Consider the following 18685-nt stretch of genomic DNA (forward strand, 5'->3'; position numbering starts at 1 on the left):
TTCTATCCACCTCATTTTATGGAATACGGACTCTACATTTAACTTCATTATCCTGATGCTGGATTGTCACGTCCCCGACAATGTTTTCAATTGATTTCGTGAAAGCCTGTACATCAGGAATTTTACCGTTTAAAGTGAAGTCCACTTCAATCATATCCTGGTCCGCATCGTACAGTAGTATATCCAATTCATATAATTGCATCGCATCTGATGACATCACTATTCTTTCCATAATTTTTTCACATTGTTCCGCAAGCAGCTCATCCACTGACTGGAGATTTTCGGCCACAGTGCGTATATGGTATGTTAACCGAAAATTCGTATGTAAAAAATAAAATTGTAATATATATAACGCAAACCTAGGAGCATCTAAATTGACCAATTTTCGCTCTTCCTGTAACTCTTCTGTATAATTTCTTAATTTTTTTTGGGCTTCTTCTATTTTTCCCATGCTAAGATATCCCTGCACAATCTGCAAATGATTCATCAAGTCGTGCCGATAATGACGGAGCATCTGGATGACATCTGTCTCGTTCATGTTCTCTCCCCCTCAGGTAGTAAGAAAAGTATAGCAAATATTGATGTATTATACCAAAAAAACTCCAGCCAAAAACTGACTGGAGTTTGCATTGCTTGTTCAGCAAACTTATGCTTCTTTAGCTACCGGATAAACACTGACTTTTTTGCGATTACGACCAACACGTTCGTACCTTACAACACCGTCAATTTTGGAGAATAATGTATCATCTCCGCCACGGCCTACGTTCATACCCGGATAGACTTTTGTACCGCGCTGGCGGTAGATGATGCCTCCGCCGTTTACTGATTGGCCGTCGGCACGCTTGGCACCAAGACGTTTCGATTCGGAATCACGGCCGTTTTTGGTACTTCCGGCACCTTTCTTCTGAGAAAAGAACTGTAAATTTAAACGAAGCATTCCAGGGCACCTCCTTATTGTTCCTGTATAGTTATAAATTCGCTGTATTCTTGCTCGATTGTTTTCAAGGAGACAAGCATACCTTCGAATAACAATTGTATTTTTTCCATTGTACCACCCGATATGCCAGGAGGTACAATCACTCGAAGATAGCCGCCTTCTTCCCCTTGCTCAATCTCAAGATCTGCACCACTTAATGTCATTACTGCATTGACAGAACCAAACGAAACAGCCGAAACACCAGCACAGACTAAATCATATCCATAAGGTCCACTTGCAGCATGACCGGATAACTCGAACTGTTCAATTTGACTGTTTCGTCTTTTTATAATGACATGAATCATAGTTTAGATCCTTATCCATTGATTTTGTCAATTACCAATTTGGTATAAGGCTGACGATGACCCTGCTTACGATGATAGTTCTTCTTTGGCTTATATTTGAAAACATCAATCTTTTTCTGACGACCATGTTTTTCAACTTTTGCCGTTACAGTTGCACCATCAACATATGGAGCACCGACTTTCGTATCGTCTCCGCTGACGAAAAGGACTTTATCAAACGTAACGGATTCATCTGCTTCAGCTGCTACTTTTTCAACATAGACTTCCTGTCCTTCAGTAACTTTAATCTGTTTGCCGCCTGTTTCAATAATTGCGTACATGTCTGCACCTCCTTGAATAACTAAGACTCGCCATACAGGTACTCGCTATTGGAATTTAAAACCTGTTCTGAGCGGTTGTAGCACTGGTGCTACTATGAATAACGTATAAATATTATCACGATGCAAAATCGGTTGTCAAGTTCCACTGGAAAAAATTCATGATACACGGCTGATTATTTCACCGATTGATTTGCGATAATTTTGGTCATGAAAATAACTGTGAAGACATTCCATCTCATCCATCTGCCATCGGATATCACCCGGCAGTGTAACATATATCTTATGCACTCTATCCCTGCGAAAGCAACTGAATACGTCCATTAACCTTAAATGGGATGATATCTCAATTGGCTGAACCCGTTTGAAAAAGTTGTCTCCCTGATAACGCTGCAACAAGAATCGTATAAATACAAAATAGCGCTGCTTCCAATCCTTTCTGTTTTCCACGGCCAGGAAAGAAAACAAAAGAAAGGCGCTAAGTGTAAACGGCATTACGAATATGACAACAATTGTTAAGACAATGTTCAAAATTAACGAAAACATAACAGCAAAAGCGTATGCTTTTCGGTAAGGAAGCTTCTCTGAGAGCACCAATAATACCAGTTTTCCGCCATCTAACGGCCACACTGGCAACAGATTGAATAGCAGGATTGCGGTATTGTAAAAACACGCTGTTTCAATAATATAAGATGACAATAGCCCGCTTCCGGAGAGCATTAATAGGAAAAGATAAATGAATACATGCTGAAGCGGCCCTGCCAGTGCAACATATACTTCTTCATGAAACGGCCTGGTCCCGTGTTCATCAGTATCCATAACACCACCAAACACCCACAGCATTACCCCCCGAATCCGCCAGCCGAACCATTTCGCCGCTGAAAAATGCCCCAATTCATGAATGAGAACAATTGTCAGGATCACCATCAGTTCAATAAAAGTACCGGTTAAAAACGAAATGATGATAAAGATTAATAAAATAGGGTGGATGTGGACTGAGGGTAAAAGGTTACTCCGCATCATCAACCTGAATCACCTGTACAGGATCCACATATGAATTATTCTTTTCAATTGCAAAATAAACATTTTTATTGTCAGTATTAGGGCTGAATATGCCGAGTTTTTGACCGCGATCAATAAACTGGTATAAATGAACATCAATCGAACTTAAATTTCCATACACGGTTTCACTGTTATCAGCGTGCTGAACAATGACAGTCTTACCTGTTTCATGGTCATTACCGGCAAACGTGACTACGCCCCTTTGCAGGGATGAAACGTCTGTTTTTTCACCAGGTGCCAACTTTATTCCTTTCCCATTTGCTTGAAATGTTTCGGAAACAGTTCCGTTGACGGGAAGTGCCAAAGCTTCTTGCGCATCGCTAGATTGCGATGAAGATAAAGCCATCGGTTCTCCGAATGTTTTCTGATACCACTGATTGACGCTGGCAAAGGGAAACTCTTCTGTCAACGTACTGGTTGTCCACTTTTTGGGTGTTGAAAGTAATTCAGAATCAGACTGCATTAAGAACGCTGCTGATAGAAAAAGCATAGTCGACAGAATTCCTTTAACAGCAAAACGGGTGATACGTTCACTTCCAAGCTTTGCCGGGCCATTGTCATCAGTGAAAACAGGGAAGTAGCCGTGTTTTTCTTCTTCTTGCGGAAAGGATGACGGCAGAATCTGTTTCGTGCTTTTTTCACTGGTTGCACCACGCATTTTCTTCCGCTGATCAATCGATTTTCTTACCTTTTTTACACCTTTATCCATTCGCTTCACAACCCTTGTCTCGCTTTTGTACAAGTGTATGAGATAAGGGAGGAAGTTATGATATAACGGTATGAGGGTTTTGCTCTCAGGCGAAGAATAGTGCCAGGAACAGGATTTTACAGGAGTAGTACTTTAAAAGACGGCTTTACCAATCATGCATAATAACCACTCGCATTGTGTATATGTTTGAAGCAGTCAGGATTTTATACCAAAAAATTGCTTCACCTTTTGAAACATACCTTTTTCTTCTTCCAGTGATTGAAGTGGAACAGTTTCACCCAATATCCGACGAGCAATATTCCTGTATGCGACAGAAGCCTTTGAATTCCCCTGAAGTGCAACAGGTTCACCACTATTGGATGCTTTGATAACGTCATCATCATCGATAACAATGCCAAGCAGATCAATGGAGAGTATTTGAATGATATCATCTATATCCAGCATATCACCGTTTTTCATCATATGATTCCGAATGCGGTTAATAACCATCTTGGGCGGTTCGAGTTCCTCATTTTCAAGCAGGCCGACAATACGATCAGCATCTCTCACACTCGACTTTTCCGGAGTTGTGATTACTATTGCCTTATCGGCGCCGGCAACTGCGTTTTGAAATCCTTGCTCTATGCCTGCCGGGCAATCGATAATAATATAATCATAGGATTGCTTCAATTCCTGAAGAATCTTTTTCATGCCTTCCGTGGTGACTGCCGACTTATCACTCGTCTGGGCTGCAGGCAAAAGTGTCAAATCAGCAAATCGTTTATCTTTGATTAAAGCCTGTCCGAGTTTACAGCGCTCCTCGATCACATCCACAATATCGTAAATGATCCGATTTTCCAGCCCCATGATAACATCAAGATTCCGTAAACCGATATCCGTATCGATCAGGCAAACTTTTTTCTCCATGAGCGCCAATGCTGTCCCAATGTTTGCAGTGGTGGTCGTTTTGCCTACACCGCCCTTCCCGGACGTTATGACTATTGCTTCACCCATTCACTATTCTCCTTTCAAACCCGCTTAAATCTATTCGATTATGTGATAGAACCTGGAGGCGGTCAATAATGATTTTATCCTGTTTTTCATCGATGAAGCCGCATTCCATATAGACACCTTCCGTTTCGTAGTCGGGTGCACGGCTGATATAATTTGCTATTCTAAGCTGGCTCGGTTTCATATAGGAGGCAGCGATCACAGCTTTCTGATCCCCGTGTGCTCCAGCATGCGCAATCCCCATAAGATTACCCATAATAAACACATTACCGCTTGCTATAACCTTCCCGCCAGGATTAACATCCCCAATTAACAGTAAATCGCCGGTATTTTCCAGAACCTGTCCGGAGCGCACAACTCTATTAACTATTTTAATATCGCTGTCTTCTTTCCATTTAATAGCCTCATCACGATGGATAACATCGGAGTCAAAAAGTTCAATGGAAAATCGGTTTTTTTCACCGATCAGTTCACGCAGCTGCTGTTTTTGCCAATCATTGATATACCGATTGCCCAGTTTGACAGTTACCGGAACGATCGGATCATCTTGTTTTGGATTATATTCCGAAAGCTTACCAGCTAGTTCTTCCAATACCTTGTCAAATGATTGATTATCATCAATCATTAGCGTCAGTCCATCTTTGGTACCCTTAATTGTAATCGTTTGACTTTCCTCATGCATGTTGCATTCACCTCAAACATTCTGCATAACATGACATCCGTTAAAACTTCGAGCTGCCTGATAACTGTTCTTCTTTCCATTCGACAAGCCATTTTACAAAAAATGGATATATAATGAGCAGAAATAAAATATTGGCAATAATTGTCGGTGTCAGTCTTTCAATTAAATAAGCTTTCCAGGTTAAATCAGAAATCCCTATAACGGAAAAAACAAATTTATTAAAGATCTCAACAAACACCAAACCTGCCATACCGAGCAATATCGTCACAAAGATATTGGCGTGCAGTAATTTCGTCATCCCATGAACAATATAGGCACCCAGTCCATAGCTGAACATGTAGACACCTAAAATTCCGGTATAGACAATATCTGTCAAAAGTCCAAATAATAAACCATAAAAAACAGAAAAAAATGTACTTTCTCGATCATAAAATATAGCAACCAGAATAAGAAACATAAAAATCCAGTGAGAGACAAAGACCAGATCCCCATTTAAAAGGGAAGCCGGCAATATTTCAAGCGCCACGCCCTCCATTATCAGCAGAAGAAAAAGTATCAGCGGAATCAGTAATCGTCTCATTACGACTCATCCTTCCTATTCTCTTCTGATGAATTATCATCCGGCTGCGGTCGCTCGACAACTATAACATTATTGATATCATACATATCAACCAATGGTTCAACAAAGGCGGTGCTTGTCAGTCCATACTGATCCGGCTTAACTTCTTTAACCTCACCAATTTGCAGACCTGCAGGGAAAACACCACCCATCCCCGAAGATAGGACCAATTCCCCCTCTTCAAGGTCTTTGTCCGATTCCTCGATGATTCTGAACAACAGGTGATCTGATTCTTCGTCATAGCCTTCAATCATGCCATTAATATCATCGCCTTCATCCCGGGAAATAGTAGCTGATATACGGTTGAACTGATCGAATCCGGTCAGCAATTTCACCGTTGATGTGAATTTTGACGGTTTCTCCACTTTGCCGACCATACCTTTCGCCGTAATAACAGCCATATTCTCCTCAATGCCATCTTGAGTTCCTTTATTGATTGTTACCTGTTCAATCCAACGCTCGGTTGAACGCGAAATGACAGTTGCTTGAATCGGGTTATACTCACGAATTGATTCAGCTTTATCCAATGTATTCCGCAGCTCGGCATTGTCCTCTTCCAATTCCTGTACTTTGTACTGTAGGCTGTTATACTCTGATATTTTATGACGCAGTATTTTATTTTCCTCATAAGTATTTCTGATATCATCAATGTTTTTAAAAATACTTGTAATGTAATTGATTGGTGTGTGTATCAAATTCTGTCCCCATCCAACTGTATCTTTGATGAATTGTTCTGCAGTTGTCTCTTCATCCCTGTCCTGTAATGAATAACCAATCAACGCCACCAGAATAATGAAACCAATTAATAGGATAAATAGTCTTTTTTTTTGAAAAAGCTTCATATGAACACCTGCTTACTCGACAGTGGGACGGGAAGATACATTCGGACGGGAACGGAAATGGTGAATGTATTCTAACGATTTGCCTGTACCGATTGCCACACTTTCTAGAGGGTCATCCGTAATAAAAACAGGCATTTTCGTCTCATCGCTAATAATTTTATCCAGATTTTTCAAAAGAGAGCCACCACCTGATAATACTATACCACGATCCATAATATCGGCGGCAAGTTCCGGCGGTGTTTTTTCCAGTGTATCCTTCACAGCCTCAACAATATCTGCTACGGTTTCATTTAGTGAACCAGCAATCTCTCTGGCTGTAATTGTAATCGTTTTGGGCAGGCCTGTCAGCAAATCCCGTCCCCGAACTTCCATTTCAATATCTTCCTTAATTTCTCCGGCGACGCCAATATCCATTTTAATGGACTCAGCTGAGCGCTCACCTATCATCAGATTATAATGTTTACGGATATAATTTGTGACCGACTCATCCATATTATCACCAGCTGTTCGAATCGAGTAGCTGGTTACAATGCCGCCAAGTGAGATGACAGCAACTTCAGTCGTACCACCGCCAATATCCACTATCATGCTCCCTGTCGGTTCCCAAACCGGCAGTCCCGCCCCAATGGCTGCTGCGAAAGGTTCAGCAATCGGATAGGCTTCCTTTGCTCCGGCTTGTTTCGTTGCATCAACGACAGCACGCTCTTCCACCATCGTAATACCTGATGGTACACATATCATCACGTTCGGCTTTTTGGCAAAAAGCGATCGTCTGCTCATCGCTTCTTTAATGAAATACTTCATCATTACAGCAGTAGTATCATAATCGGCAATAACACCGTCTTTCATTGGACGGACAACCGAAATATTTCCGGGGGTTCGTCCAATCATATTCTTGGCTGACTTCCCGACTGATTCAATGTCACCAGTTTCAATATTTTTAGCAACTACTGTCGGTTCCCGTACAACAACACCTTTACCTTTCACAAAAACGAGTGTATTGGCTGTTCCTAAATCAATCCCTAAATCTTGTGACAAACTGAATCTTCCCAATCCTAATCTTCCTTTCTCATTTAGCAATTCATTTGCCGGCTTCAAATGAGATTAAACATCTATCATTATTTATTCTATGTCTTATAACAACCCGAGTCCTAATCCATTATTTTAAACATGTTTTAATGGAAAGTAAATATTCACATTTATATCAAGCAAATTAAGCGCCAATCTCAAGTGAACTTTAGAAACTGGCGCTGACTGAGTTACGTCTATTCAATTATACGAAAAAAATTTAAAAATAGATAGTATTTATAGGTAACCTTTTTCTTTCAGTGAAATAAATTTTCTGTCACCGATCACCAAATGGTCTAATAATTCGATACCAATCATTTTTCCCGATTCAACCAAACGTTTTGTTACATGGATGTCTTCCTGGGAGGGCGCAGGGTCTCCGGATGGATGGTTATGCGCGCAAATGATTGAAGCAGCTGAACGTTTGACAGCCTCCCTGTATATTTCCCTTGGGTGCACAATTGATGCGTTCAAACTGCCGATAAAGATCGTTTGTCTATGGATAACCTGATTTTTGGTATTCAGAAATAACACGATAAAATGTTCCTGGTTAAGTGTTCGCATATCTTCCATAATATAATTTGCGCCATCCTCCGGAGAACGAATGACATACCGGTCATCAGGCTTATATTGATTCATGCGCTTTCCCAATTCCAAAGCGGATAGAAGCAATACACCTTTGGCCATGCCAATGCCTTTAATTGCCATCAGTTCTTCAATTGTTGCATCCTTCAATAGGTTTAACCCTTCAAAATGCATTAAGACCCGATTTGATAAGACCATTACCGACTCTTTCTTCGTTCCACTGCCAATCAGAATAGCAAGCAATTCCTGATTTGATAAATGACCTGCACCAAGTTTGAGCAAACGCTCTCGCGGGCGATCTTCTTTTGGTACATCTTTTATCATAATCGGCGATGAGCTCATTCAAAGTCCCCCCTATAATAAGATAGATTTATAGTAATGGTTCTTATTCAAAGGGACAACTTTATAAAAAAGTATTTTAGCAGGATAAGGCTCTCAGTAATCAAAAAAAAGCCGGATGAAATTCAGCTTTCCATGCCTACCAATTTATAAAAAATGCCAAATTGCCCTTTTTTATAACGAGTTTTTCTAATAGAGCGTGTTACTGAATATATTTATTTTGATACCAGTTTATTAAACTTTTCCCATAGATTCAGCAAGATTATTTGATCCCTCGAGTTATCCGTCTTACCCATCGCTTGATGCTCTTTTTGTACCGCTTCAGTTAAACTTGTGATGGAGTCGGTATTTTCTGGAATCGCATTTACCACGCCCGCCCAGGCATCCTTTGAGAGATGATTCCCACTGCTGACGGATTTCAATGACTTGTTCCACTGCTTTTCAAACATTTGAAGCCATTCTTTTTCACTATCCATCAGGGTAATTTTACTTGCCTCTGTTGCCCATTCTTTGACATAAGTGTCTATTCCACTGTTAGCAAGAACGGTTGCTGTCTGTTCTGCCTGCTGTTCAGACATGCTAATTCCGGATAATACGAAATAAAAACTGTTGTTTTCCCATATCATAGCGGAAGAACCAGCATCCTGAATAACTGCTGCCATCTCTTCTGCGTTTGCTTGTTCACTGAATTTGCCAGCTTGAACCGCAAAAGCACTGTTTGCATCAATTGCAACAACATCTGATTGAGCATCAGCAGTGCTGTTTTCTTTATCAGATACAGCTGATGCCGAGGAACCTCCTTGCTGGCCAATGTTGCCATCGATATCTACAAACATATTAAGCATGAAAAAACCTAGAACCCCCCCAATAATAACTGCAGATATAGAAGCGATTAAAAATGGCTTGGCCTTTGTTAAGTTGGAGTTTTGTTTATAGTGGATGTCTTTATTATGACCTTTATCATCCTCGTCCTCCTGCCTGATGTATTCAGGTATATTGGAGTTCTCCAGTGCAGCTGCATGCTCTTCGTTAGATTCTTTAGTTGGTTGTTTATTTGCATGTTTGGTTTTCTTTTTCAGCTTCTTTTTCTTATCATTTGTCAATACGTTCGTTTTTTTATTTTGGTTCACCAATTTTCCCTCCATATAAAAGTTTGTTCAACTCTAGCATATGGAGAGTAAAAAGTTAGACGATTATTGTCAGTCTTTCAAAAAAACTTTCAACATAATACAACAAATATAAAATCCAAAGTGAAAATGTTTTAATGCTGAACTGTTCTTGTTACAACCATTCCGTCATGTCTTCAGCATACTTTCTAACCATTGCAATAAAATGTAATGAACCGGTTATAAAATAACAGACATCTTCATCCTTCTGTTCAAAGCTGATTTGTCTGATGGCATGACGCCAGTCATTCCGGAGTTCGGCATGAATGCCGATTTCCCCAAGCTGCTCAACCTCCGCAGCCCGCGGATGATCAAATGTCGTCAATGTAATAGTAGAGAAATGAGGTTCCAATATCTCGAGCATTCGTTTTAAATCTTTATCCTTAAACACAGCAAAAATGAGATGGTTCTCGGTATTTTTGAAGTTGGCTTCAAGCGTTTCTTTGAATGCCTGTGCACCCGCTGGATTGTGAGCACCATCAAGTATGATAGCTGGTCTCGAATGAATTTGCTCAAACCGCCCAGGGAGCTGAGCGGTTATTAGACCTTTCAAATAATCGTAACGGTTCAGTCTGAATCCTTTCTTCTCAAACAGTACAAGTGCCATAATAGCTAGGGAAGCATTTTGTACTTGATGACCGCCCGCTGCCTGTAGCCTTATTTCCATATTGATACCAGAAATGGTACCCCATTGGAATGTCTGATGATTACCTTTAACATTGGTTATCTTATATTGAAATGCGTCACCCATCCTGTATAGTGGCGCATTTTTTTTCTGTGCTTCCGCATAAATGACCGATGTTGCATTGTCACTCATTTCCCCCACAATAATTGGTCTGTTTTTCTTTATAATTCCTGCTTTATGATACGCAATTGATTCTATATTTTTTCCGAGAAATTCCGTATGATCCCACGATATATTTGTTATAATGGACAAGATGGGATCAAAACAATTGGTTGTATCTTCCCTACCGCCCATTCCCGCTTCAACTAACGCAATATCTGTATGGTCGGCAAAATATAAGAAAGCAATGACAGTCAGGATTTCAAATTCGGTCGGATGACGCTGCTGTTCATCCAATTGGCGTATAAAAGGATACACCTTATTAAAATAATACATGAACGTATTTTCTGTGATACTGTTATCATTACATAAAATGTGTCCAGTTAATCCTTTAAGACTTGGTGAATTAAAAACACCGACCGTATAGCCGTTTGCAATCAGTGCTTGGTTCAAAAAATGAACAGTTGAACCTTTGCCATTGGTCCCGGCGACATGAACAGCATTCATCTTTCTTTCCGGGTTGTCCAAAAGATCCAAAAGTTTGTATATACGCTCCAGGCCTGGTTTAACACCATACTGCTTACGCACTTGGAAGAAAGCTTTTACTTGAAAAAATTGTTCAAACATATCGTGCACACCGCTTTTCATTTATTGTGTAAGCTAGGTGCCTTGGACAAAAGTAGTTTTATTAAGGCAAATCCGAACTAGTTGGAGCGTATATATCGCTCCGAAAATATACTTCGCACACCTTAGGGAAGCTGGTGATCCTCCTCGTGCTGACGCACTGCGGGGTCTCGCCTATGCCTATACTCCCGCAGGAGTCTATGTATATTTCCTCCGCTCAAGCGGAATATCGTTCGTCTTTAGCATTGTACATCTTAGTTATGTCCAAGGCTCCAAGGCTTTTGCTATGTTCATGAGTTTTAGAGAATGGAATCTCTTATTAAGGGCCACCTAAGGTGTTCAATTGAAACAGCACTATTATAGCAATAATTCAACACAATTTGAATACAGAAAGGAAGACCAGTATGAATTTGAGCGGCTGGGTTATTTATAACGGCTACTTGCGCGGCAATAAATTCCTTGATTTCGCTGAATGGATTCAACAAGCCGCATCCAAACAGCAGATAGACACAAAAATTTACAAAAATAGCGAACTGCTTGGACTGCTCACCACCGAATCAATACACCTGCTTGGTATCGGCAGCGATAAACTTCCTGATTTTGTCGTTTTTGCCGATAAAGACATATACCTGGCAAAACAGCTCGAATTACTGGGGATTCCGGTGTTCAACAGTTCGGAGACAATTGCGATAAGTGACGACAAAATCGCCTCGTATCAATTATTAGCTTTGAATCAATTACCTGTCCCCAAGACGGTCGTTGCTCCAAAATCATTTCATAAGACAGTAGAGAATCCAATCGACGATTATCACAAAGCAATTGATGCTCTCGGCTTTCCCATGATTGTCAAAGAAGCATTCGGATCCTTTGGTGAACAAGTCCATCTTGTTGATACGGAAGATGAATTAGCTGAAAAAATCGGGCAGTTGCAAAACCATCCGTTTATGCTCCAGGAATTTATTGCTTCAAGTTATGGAAAAGACATCCGCCTGCATGTTGTTGGTGATAAGGTTGTTGCCGCCATGTCCCGTCACGCGGAAAGTGATTTTCGGACAAACGTTACGGCCGGCGGTACAATGCAAGCCTACCGTCCAGCTTCTATGGAGAAAGAGCTTGCTGTCAGAGCTGCCAAAGTAATTGGAGCTGATTTTGCCGGTGTGGATTTGTTATCTGGATCTGACAACTCGCCGCTTATTTGTGAAATTAACTCGAACGCTCATATCCGTAATATGTTTGACTGTACCGGCATCAATGTTGCTGATTTCATAATTCGCTATATCAGACATAAATTTAAGTGAGGGACTGTTATGAACGGGTGGCTAATTTATAATAAACACGATGCGGAACACAACAAAACATATATCAATTGGTTCCTTGAAGAAGCGCACTTGCAAAACATATCACTGCGTTTTGTCTTAAGAGAGGATTTAACGATTGGAGTGCTTGACAGTAATCGTATAATCACACTTGATGGCGAAACAGTAACATTGCCTGATTTTGCAGTCGTCCGGACAATTGAGCCGCTCTTTAGCCGGCAGCTCGAATCTTTCGGCGTATCAGTCTATAATTCAGCGGAAACAGCCGCTATTTGTAATGACAAAGCGCTGACACACTTTCACTTGAGCAAATTATCTATACCAATGGCAGATACCCTGTTTATTTCAGGAAAAACAGGTCTGCCCGAATTGCCTCCTCTGACTTTTCCATTTGTGATTAAAGGGACTTATGGAAGAGGTGGAAGTGAAATTTTTCTGGTAAGGAACACTCAAGAGTGGCGCAAACTGAAAGAATTTGAGCCGAGAGGTGATCTGGTTGTGCAATCAGCAACAAATGTGCAGCCCGGTAAAGACGTGCGAGTCTTTGTCATTGGATCAGAAGTTATTGGCGCTGTCCTGCGGGAGAACCAACATGATTTTCGTGCCAATTACAAGCTTGGCGGCACTGCCTCCTGGTACAACTTAAAACCGCATGAAAAATCGCTGGTGAAACAAATCTGTGAATGTTTTTCTTTTGGATTAGTCGGCATTGATTTTCTGCTGGATTATAATGGAGAGTTTGTTTTTAACGAGATAGAAGATGTGGTCGGATCTCGTACGCTAAGCGCTGTGAGTGACCTGAATATCTTAAAAAAATACGTAGCATATATAAAAAGCGGTAATTCTCGTCAATCATGAATTCCCGCTTTTTATACAACCCTTCAGTTAATTATGATTTTAGCTCTTCAAGCCGCTCCTTTACTTTAGCCTGTTTTTCGAGATAATCCTTCTCTTTCTGCCTCTCTTCGTTAACAACATGGTCCGGTGCTTTATTGACAAAGTTATCATTTGCCAGTTTTTTCTGCACGCGTTCCACTTCTTTTGTCCATTTTGTCATGTCTTTTTCCAGGCGTCCGATTTCTTTATCAATATCAATCAGCCCCTCAAGCGGCAAGAATAATTCTGCTCCGGTGACAACCGCTGACATAGCTTTTTCCGGTGCTTCCGCATTAGTTGAGATAACTAATTCGCTTGGATTGCAGAACCGTTCCAGATAACTGCGGTTAAATTCAAGCTCTGATGCAATCTTTTCATCTTCGGTTTTAATAAGCAATTTAATTTGCTTGGATAATGGTGTGTCAACCTCAGCCCGAATATTTCTAACTGATTTGATGATAGAAACCAGCCGTTTCATCTCGCTGGATGCTTTTTCATCGTGAAATTCCGACTTAACTTTCGGCCACTGTGACACCGTGATGGATTCACCATGATGTGGAAGCTGCTGCCAAATTTCCTCAGTCACAAACGGCATATAAGGATGTAGCATCCGCATCGTCTGATCAAGAACATGGGCAAGCACCGAACGTGTCGTTAATTTTTGTTCGTCATCATCGCCGTAAAGCGGCAGTTTTGCCATTTCGATATACCAATCACACAGTTCATCCCATATGAAATTGTATAAATGACGACCTGCTTCTCCAAATTCATATTTATTCGTATTCTTAGTCACGTGCTCAATCGTTTCGTTTAACCGCGTCAAAATCCATTTATCTGCAAGTGATTTTTCGCTGCTTAAATCAATATCTTCATAAGAAAAGTTTTCCATATTCATGAGGGAAAACCGGGAAGCATTCCAGACTTTGTTGGCGAAATTCCATGTTGCTTCAATTTTTTCCCAGTGGAAACGCAAGTCTTGTCCAGGGGTCGAACCCGTCAGCAAGAAATAGCGCAGTGAATCAGCTCCGTACTGATCGATTACATCCATCGGATCGACGCCATTGCCAAGTGATTTGCTCATTTTCCGGCCTTGTGCATCGCGGATCAGACCATGGATCAGAACATCCTTAAATGGACGTTTGCCGGTAAATTGTTTGGACTGAAAAATCATCCGGGCAACCCAGAAAAAAATGATATCATACCCGGTTACAAGTACGTCTGTAGGAAAGTATCGCTTGAAGTCTTCAGATTCCTCATCAGGCCACCCCATTGTTGAGAATGGCCATAATGCTGACGAAAACCATGTATCAAGTACATCCTCGTCCTGCACCCATTTTTCAATATCAGATGGTGCTTCTTTTCCGACATACAGCTCACCTGTCTCTTGATGGTACCAAGCCGGGATGCGGTGTCCCCACCAAAGCTGACGGGAAATACACCAGTCACGGATATTTTCCAGCCAATGCAAATAAGTCCTTTCAAATCTCTCAGGGACAAAATTGACTTTTCCATCGCCCCCCTGCAGTTCAATGGCAGCATCTGCCAGTGGTTGCATATTAACAAACCATTGTGTTGACAAGTAAGGTTCAACAACAGCTCCGCTCCGTTCGGAATGGCCTACCTGATGAACGTGGTCCTCGATATCAAACAGTACATCCTTCTCTTGCAGATCTCTTACAATTTGCTTTCGGCATGCGAACCGATCCATTCCCTTATAACGGCCGGCATTTTCATTCATTGAGCCATTTTCATTCATTACAAGAACACGTTCAAGTTCATGGCGATTGCCAATTTCAAAATCATTCGGATCATGAGCTGGCGTTATTTTCACTGCACCTGAACCCAATTCCATATCAACATATGCATCAGCGACAATCTCAAGCTCACGACCAACAATCGGCAAAATGACTGTTTTACCGATTAAATGCTGATAACGATCATCGTCCGGGTGAACCGCAACTGCTGTATCCCCAAGCATCGTTTCCGGCCGGGTTGTTGCGATCTCAATCGTCTCATCGCTCTCTTTAATAGGGTAGCGCATATGATAAAATTTGCCCTGTACTTCCGCATATTCAACTTCAATATCGGAAAGAGCCGTCTTCGTATCCGGGTCCCAATTGATGATATACTCTCCCCGATAAATCAGGCCTTTCTCATATAAGCTTACAAACACTTCCCGGACAGCATCAGATAATCCATCATCAAGAGTAAATCGTTCTCGGGAATAGTCCAGACCCAAACCTAATTTTTCCCATTGGGAGCGGATAAAATCGGCATATTCTCCCTTCCAGTCCCAAGATACATCCAAGAATTTTTCCCGTCCCAAGTCGTGCCTGTTTTTCCCTTGCTCTTTCAGTTTTGCTTCGACTTTTGCCTGTGTGGCAATCCCCGCGTGATCCATGCCTGGCAGCCACAGCACATCATAGCCCTGCATCCGTTTCATTCTGGAAATCGTATCCTGCATCGTTGTGTCCCAAGCATGGCCCAAATGCAGTCTGCCTGTCACATTCGGCGGCGGTATCACAATGGTAAATGGTTCTTTTTCCTTATCGCCTGTTGCTTCGAAAAATTTACCCTCCACCCAAAATCGATACCTGTCCTTTTCAATTTCTTTCGGGTTGTACTTTGTTGACATCATTAATTTGTTATTGTTATTCAAAGCGGGTTCCTCCTTCAATCAGAATATTGAATAAGACTGTTTTCCAAATTATTTATTAAAAAACAAAATCCTTTTCATCCAAAAAGGACGAAAAGGATTGGCTTCCGTGGTACCACCTTTGTTTATAGGCGACATACACCTATACACTCATCATTGATAACGGTCATCAACCGGCATTCTTCTACTAAATTCAAAGAAGCAGCCTCATGGGCGACCTTCCAGAATCGCTTTTCCCGGGAAATTCCCACCGACATCCCCTCTCTTTCGGGTAACGAATCTATACTCTTCCCAATCATTGCAATTAATTATTGCTGTTATTTTACCGTTTTTATATAGCAAAATCAACTATTACGATAAGAATGGCACAAAAAACCCTAACGTATTCATATTATATTACAGGAAAACAGGAAAGAGGTGAACCCAAATGGCGCGTTATTATCGATACAGGCTGCCGCCTTGGGCACGAAACTGTATTACTGTCATTGAAAAAGTGACCCTGCCGATACTCATTTTTCAATTAATACGTACACTTCTATTTCCGACATCCCTGGATGTATTTTTGCTTGGAGCATTCACAGGTTTGTTTATTGCATTTTATCTGGAATGGATTTAATCCTCATATTTATTTTCAGAATCATCGTTTTCAATCTGCTCTGACCAGCGAAATCCGAATTCCAGGCGACGGAACGCACGTTGTAGTAGTTGAACCCGTTTAACCATTTCCCTCTGTCCAGTATTTGAAACGTACTGTTCGATTAGCGTAATGTATTCAGCGGGATCCATTAAATAAATCGATAGCAAGTATTGTTCACTAGCGCTCAGTTGATTTTTATTTTTATATACTTTGAACAACTCTGCCAAATGCTCACTATCAGCACCATCGTATTGTGCCTGTCTTTTAAGCAAGGTTGATAAGTCAAGCACCGCATTATCATACGCCGCATCTTCCCAGTTGATAAGATAAGTATTATGGCCATGAACACAATGGGAGAGATCGGGATTCCCGTGTAGAAGACTGTAATCCCATTTTTGCTCATGTGCCAGTTCATCCTTCAGTCGTTCAATCAATTGATTCAGTGCATCCAGTACTTTCACCAGCATATGGTAGTGTGTACAAACCTGCCATTCAAAGGGTGACATAAACCGGTTCTGTTCAAATATTTCTACAAAAGAGAGCAATTTATTCTGGCATTCAGCACAATATTTTTGGTAACGTTTGAAATCCTGAATAATAGGTTCAGTATTAATCGAAATTGATTGTTTCGTTTCTGCATGGACGTCACCGAGCATTTTATATATATTTGTAGCGACCTGCTCATAACCGGGGGCTTTATCACCTATCCATGGGGTCAGATAATAATATAAGCCTTCCATTTTCACATATAAGCCGGATTGTTCTGTTAGATAAACCGGCAGTATGGCTGATAAGTTATGGGCATATGCCTGATGATAAACCAGCTGCCAATCTTGAATCGTATGATCCGTTAATTTGCTTTGTTTTAGGGCATAGGAATGTTGCCCATCATTTACTATATACAGCCGTTCTGATACTTTTTTGATATAGTATGGGGAAATCCCGTATGCCCTGATTATCCTCTCAATCACCGCCATACGTACCGATCACCACCTTCTGCGAAAAACACTGATACCCCTTACCTCAAATAAGCAAGGGGCGTTTCCTATGAATGTTTCTTGTATGGAATATAAAGCAATTGTCCTTCTTCAATCCCCTCTTCAGTCATCCGATTTTGTTTTAGCAACTGGAGAGCGGATACTTCATAACGTTCTGCGATTCCCTCTAGTGTATCATTGTACTGTACAATACATAATCGCATCTTAGTATACTTTTCTTCCTCGTCATTCCTGAACATATCAGCTAAATAACGAACATCCTCAGGTGCTTCCTCTGATTCCTCTGATTCTGCAAGGCCTTCATCATGATACACGGAAAAATCGGGAGGATCCTCCGCGTTTTCAGTATATGACTCCTCCTCCACGGATTCCCCTTGCTGTGACAACTCCTCTACATTATTGCCAAAAAATTCGGATAGTGTTTGTGACTTTTTGCTCTTCCACGGAATTCTTGAAGGAGATTGATCCTCTTCAGCATCATCCTCATTCACCTGATTATGTTGCTCTTCTTCCGAAGGCAGTGCAGGAGGATGCTCTTCGTAAAAAGGTTCGTCAGTTTCCAGCTGTTCTTCTTTTTTCATCTTTATGTCAAAATCAAATGTCTCGTCATTTCGAGGTGGCGAAACTGGTTCGTTTTCCTGTTCACTTTCAGAAGTATCTACTGTTTCGTCGTGTATACCATGGATTTCAATAGTGGAACTTAATTTAAGCTGATTTTGATTTGGCACTTCATAATCAAATGATTCAATAGCGACAGTAACATCATCTAAATCAGATACTCGATTTGCAGGAACGGATATTTCAACAGGGAAACGATGTATAAATTCTGCCTGATCATCATCCAGTCCGACGACTTTTTCTACATACCGTTTCGAATGATAATCGTCAGAACCCAGCGCCGTTTCCTCCTTTTCCCAGGCTGTAACTTCTTTTTGGTATGAGCCACTAAGCTCAATAACACCCCTGATTGAAACATAGTCATTAAATGCCTGGATGGAAATGTCCGGGTCCAGTGAAATTCCCGTCATTTCACCAACTTCCTGTCCTTGTTCAAAATAGAGCGATTCATTCAAATCAAAGCGAAATACTTCTTGTTCATTTCCCAAACGACTACCTCCCTTCTGCATGTAACCC

The 18685-nt window shown here is 41.1% G+C and carries 20 protein-coding genes and 2 other annotated features; of the genes, 3 read left to right on the forward strand and 17 right to left on the reverse strand.

What is annotated here, in order from left to right:
• Nucleotides 1-16: 16 nt before the first annotated feature.
• The 14 genes from IEW67_RS01615 to IEW67_RS01680 all read right to left on the reverse strand — a co-directional run bounded on the left by IEW67_RS01615 (nt 17) and on the right by IEW67_RS01680 (nt 11071).
• Nucleotides 17-538: a Spo0B domain-containing protein gene (locus IEW67_RS01615; protein WP_188631303.1), complete on the reverse strand. Its 522-nt coding sequence runs from the start codon at nt 536-538 to the stop codon at nt 17-19.
• A 108-nt stretch (nt 539-646) separates the two neighbouring features.
• Nucleotides 647-937 carry a 50S ribosomal protein L27 gene (gene rpmA / locus IEW67_RS01620; RefSeq protein ID WP_188631304.1) on the reverse strand — a complete coding sequence of 97 codons (291 nt, stop codon included), beginning with the start codon at nt 935-937 and terminating at the stop codon, nt 647-649.
• A gap of 14 nt (nt 938-951) precedes the next feature.
• The gene (locus IEW67_RS01625) at nt 952-1281 is read right to left on the reverse strand and encodes a ribosomal-processing cysteine protease Prp (protein ID WP_188631305.1); all 330 of its coding nucleotides are present in this window, start codon (nt 1279-1281) and stop codon (nt 952-954) included.
• An 11-nt stretch (nt 1282-1292) separates the two neighbouring features.
• Complete coding sequence (gene rplU, locus IEW67_RS01630) at nt 1293-1601, reverse strand: 50S ribosomal protein L21 (RefSeq protein ID WP_188631306.1); 309 nt, start codon at nt 1599-1601, stop codon at nt 1293-1295.
• A gap of 13 nt (nt 1602-1614) precedes the next feature.
• Nucleotides 1615-1688: a sequence feature (ribosomal protein L21 leader region), on the reverse strand.
• Nucleotides 1689-1757: 69 nt separating this feature from the next.
• Nucleotides 1758-2621: a site-2 protease family protein gene (locus IEW67_RS01635; protein WP_188631307.1), complete on the reverse strand. Its 864-nt coding sequence runs from the start codon at nt 2619-2621 to the stop codon at nt 1758-1760.
• Nucleotides 2608-3369, reverse strand: a complete 762-nt coding sequence (locus tag IEW67_RS01640) for a M23 family metallopeptidase (RefSeq protein ID WP_188631308.1) — start codon at nt 3367-3369, stop codon at nt 2608-2610. The genes IEW67_RS01635 and IEW67_RS01640 overlap by 14 nt, the downstream gene beginning before the upstream one ends.
• 195 nt (nt 3370-3564) lie before the next feature.
• Nucleotides 3565-4362 carry a septum site-determining protein MinD gene (minD, locus tag IEW67_RS01645; protein WP_188631309.1) on the reverse strand — a complete coding sequence of 266 codons (798 nt, stop codon included), beginning with the start codon at nt 4360-4362 and terminating at the stop codon, nt 3565-3567.
• Nucleotides 4355-5041 carry a septum site-determining protein MinC gene (minC, locus tag IEW67_RS01650; RefSeq protein ID WP_188631310.1) on the reverse strand — a complete coding sequence of 229 codons (687 nt, stop codon included), beginning with the start codon at nt 5039-5041 and terminating at the stop codon, nt 4355-4357. Before minC ends, minD begins: the two co-directional genes overlap by 8 nt.
• Before the next feature lie 40 nt (nt 5042-5081).
• A complete protein-coding gene (gene mreD, locus IEW67_RS01655; RefSeq protein WP_188631311.1) occupies nt 5082-5621 on the reverse strand; it encodes a rod shape-determining protein MreD in 540 nt (179 codons plus the stop codon).
• Nucleotides 5621-6502, reverse strand: coding sequence for a rod shape-determining protein MreC (mreC, locus tag IEW67_RS01660; protein WP_188631312.1), 882 nt, complete (start codon nt 6500-6502; stop codon nt 5621-5623). The genes mreD and mreC overlap by 1 nt, the downstream gene beginning before the upstream one ends.
• A gap of 12 nt (nt 6503-6514) precedes the next feature.
• Nucleotides 6515-7555 carry a rod shape-determining protein gene (locus tag IEW67_RS01665; RefSeq protein WP_188631313.1) on the reverse strand — a complete coding sequence of 347 codons (1041 nt, stop codon included), beginning with the start codon at nt 7553-7555 and terminating at the stop codon, nt 6515-6517.
• 252 nt (nt 7556-7807) lie between these two features.
• Nucleotides 7808-8497: a RadC family protein gene (gene radC / locus IEW67_RS01670; RefSeq protein ID WP_308430697.1), complete on the reverse strand. Its 690-nt coding sequence runs from the start codon at nt 8495-8497 to the stop codon at nt 7808-7810.
• A gap of 212 nt (nt 8498-8709) precedes the next feature.
• Nucleotides 8710-9624: an SPOR domain-containing protein gene (locus IEW67_RS01675; protein WP_188631314.1), complete on the reverse strand. Its 915-nt coding sequence runs from the start codon at nt 9622-9624 to the stop codon at nt 8710-8712.
• A 151-nt stretch (nt 9625-9775) separates the two neighbouring features.
• A complete protein-coding gene (locus IEW67_RS01680) occupies nt 9776-11071 on the reverse strand; it encodes a bifunctional folylpolyglutamate synthase/dihydrofolate synthase (protein WP_188631315.1) in 1296 nt (431 codons plus the stop codon).
• 401 nt (nt 11072-11472) lie between these two features.
• On the opposite strand from IEW67_RS01680, the gene IEW67_RS01685 reads away from it, so the two are divergent.
• Both IEW67_RS01685 and IEW67_RS01690 read left to right on the forward strand, forming a co-directional pair.
• Complete coding sequence (locus IEW67_RS01685) at nt 11473-12366, forward strand: ATP-grasp domain-containing protein (RefSeq protein ID WP_188631316.1); 894 nt, start codon at nt 11473-11475, stop codon at nt 12364-12366.
• A gap of 9 nt (nt 12367-12375) precedes the next feature.
• Entirely contained in the window at nt 12376-13242 is an 867-nt protein-coding gene (locus IEW67_RS01690) for an ATP-grasp domain-containing protein (RefSeq protein ID WP_188631317.1), read from the forward strand.
• A gap of 31 nt (nt 13243-13273) precedes the next feature.
• On the opposite strand, the gene IEW67_RS01695 is transcribed toward IEW67_RS01690, so the two are convergent.
• Nucleotides 13274-15898 (reverse strand): valine--tRNA ligase, encoded by a 2625-nt coding sequence (locus tag IEW67_RS01695; protein WP_188631378.1) that lies wholly within the window; start codon nt 15896-15898, stop codon nt 13274-13276.
• Nucleotides 15899-15999: 101 nt separating this feature from the next.
• Nucleotides 16000-16224: a binding site (T-box leader), on the reverse strand.
• 119 nt (nt 16225-16343) lie between these two features.
• On the opposite strand from IEW67_RS01695, the gene IEW67_RS01700 reads away from it, so the two are divergent.
• On the forward strand, nt 16344-16532 hold the full coding sequence (locus IEW67_RS01700) for a YszA family small membrane protein (RefSeq protein WP_188631318.1): 189 nt from the start codon (nt 16344-16346) through the stop codon (nt 16530-16532).
• On the opposite strand, the gene IEW67_RS01705 is transcribed toward IEW67_RS01700, so the two are convergent.
• A complete protein-coding gene (locus IEW67_RS01705; protein WP_188631319.1) occupies nt 16529-17530 on the reverse strand; it encodes a protein kinase family protein in 1002 nt (333 codons plus the stop codon). The genes IEW67_RS01700 and IEW67_RS01705 overlap by 4 nt on opposite strands.
• Before the next feature lie 68 nt (nt 17531-17598).
• Nucleotides 17599-18657, reverse strand: coding sequence for a stage VI sporulation protein D (spoVID, locus tag IEW67_RS01710; RefSeq protein ID WP_229671644.1), 1059 nt, complete (start codon nt 18655-18657; stop codon nt 17599-17601).
• Between the last annotated feature and the right edge of the window lie 28 nt (nt 18658-18685).

The sequence above is a fragment of the Lentibacillus kapialis genome, assembly GCF_014646635.1.
Lineage (GTDB): Bacteria > Bacillota > Bacilli > Bacillales > Amphibacillaceae > Lentibacillus > Lentibacillus kapialis.

What these genes read in the sequence shown, in the direction of transcription:
- mreC (WP_188631312.1), bottom strand. Translation starts at nt 6,502, where the DNA reads ATGAAGCTTTTTCAAAAAAAAAGACTATTTATCCTATTAATTGGTTTC.
- IEW67_RS01685 (WP_188631316.1), top strand. Translation starts at nt 11,473, where the DNA reads ATGAATTTGAGCGGCTGGGTTATTTATAACGGCTACTTGCGCGGCAAT.
- IEW67_RS01640 (WP_188631308.1), bottom strand. Translation starts at nt 3,369, where the DNA reads ATGGATAAAGGTGTAAAAAAGGTAAGAAAATCGATTGATCAGCGGAAG.
- IEW67_RS01690 (WP_188631317.1), top strand. Translation starts at nt 12,376, where the DNA reads ATGAACGGGTGGCTAATTTATAATAAACACGATGCGGAACACAACAAA.
- IEW67_RS01695 (WP_188631378.1), bottom strand. Translation starts at nt 15,898, where the DNA reads ATGATGTCAACAAAGTACAACCCGAAAGAAATTGAAAAGGACAGGTAT.
- mreD (WP_188631311.1), bottom strand. Translation starts at nt 5,621, where the DNA reads ATGAGACGATTACTGATTCCGCTGATACTTTTTCTTCTGCTGATAATG.
- IEW67_RS01625 (WP_188631305.1), bottom strand. Translation starts at nt 1,281, where the DNA reads ATGATTCATGTCATTATAAAAAGACGAAACAGTCAAATTGAACAGTTC.
- radC (WP_308430697.1), bottom strand. Translation starts at nt 8,497, where the DNA reads ATGAGCTCATCGCCGATTATGATAAAAGATGTACCAAAAGAAGATCGC.
- IEW67_RS01700 (WP_188631318.1), top strand. Translation starts at nt 16,344, where the DNA reads ATGGCGCGTTATTATCGATACAGGCTGCCGCCTTGGGCACGAAACTGT.
- minC (WP_188631310.1), bottom strand. Translation starts at nt 5,041, where the DNA reads ATGCATGAGGAAAGTCAAACGATTACAATTAAGGGTACCAAAGATGGA.
- IEW67_RS01680 (WP_188631315.1), bottom strand. Translation starts at nt 11,071, where the DNA reads ATGTTTGAACAATTTTTTCAAGTAAAAGCTTTCTTCCAAGTGCGTAAG.
- IEW67_RS01635 (WP_188631307.1), bottom strand. Translation starts at nt 2,621, where the DNA reads ATGATGCGGAGTAACCTTTTACCCTCAGTCCACATCCACCCTATTTTA.
- IEW67_RS01615 (WP_188631303.1), bottom strand. Translation starts at nt 538, where the DNA reads ATGAACGAGACAGATGTCATCCAGATGCTCCGTCATTATCGGCACGAC.
- IEW67_RS01705 (WP_188631319.1), bottom strand. Translation starts at nt 17,530, where the DNA reads ATGGCGGTGATTGAGAGGATAATCAGGGCATACGGGATTTCCCCATAC.
- minD (WP_188631309.1), bottom strand. Translation starts at nt 4,362, where the DNA reads ATGGGTGAAGCAATAGTCATAACGTCCGGGAAGGGCGGTGTAGGCAAA.
- rpmA (WP_188631304.1), bottom strand. Translation starts at nt 937, where the DNA reads ATGCTTCGTTTAAATTTACAGTTCTTTTCTCAGAAGAAAGGTGCCGGA.
- rplU (WP_188631306.1), bottom strand. Translation starts at nt 1,601, where the DNA reads ATGTACGCAATTATTGAAACAGGCGGCAAACAGATTAAAGTTACTGAA.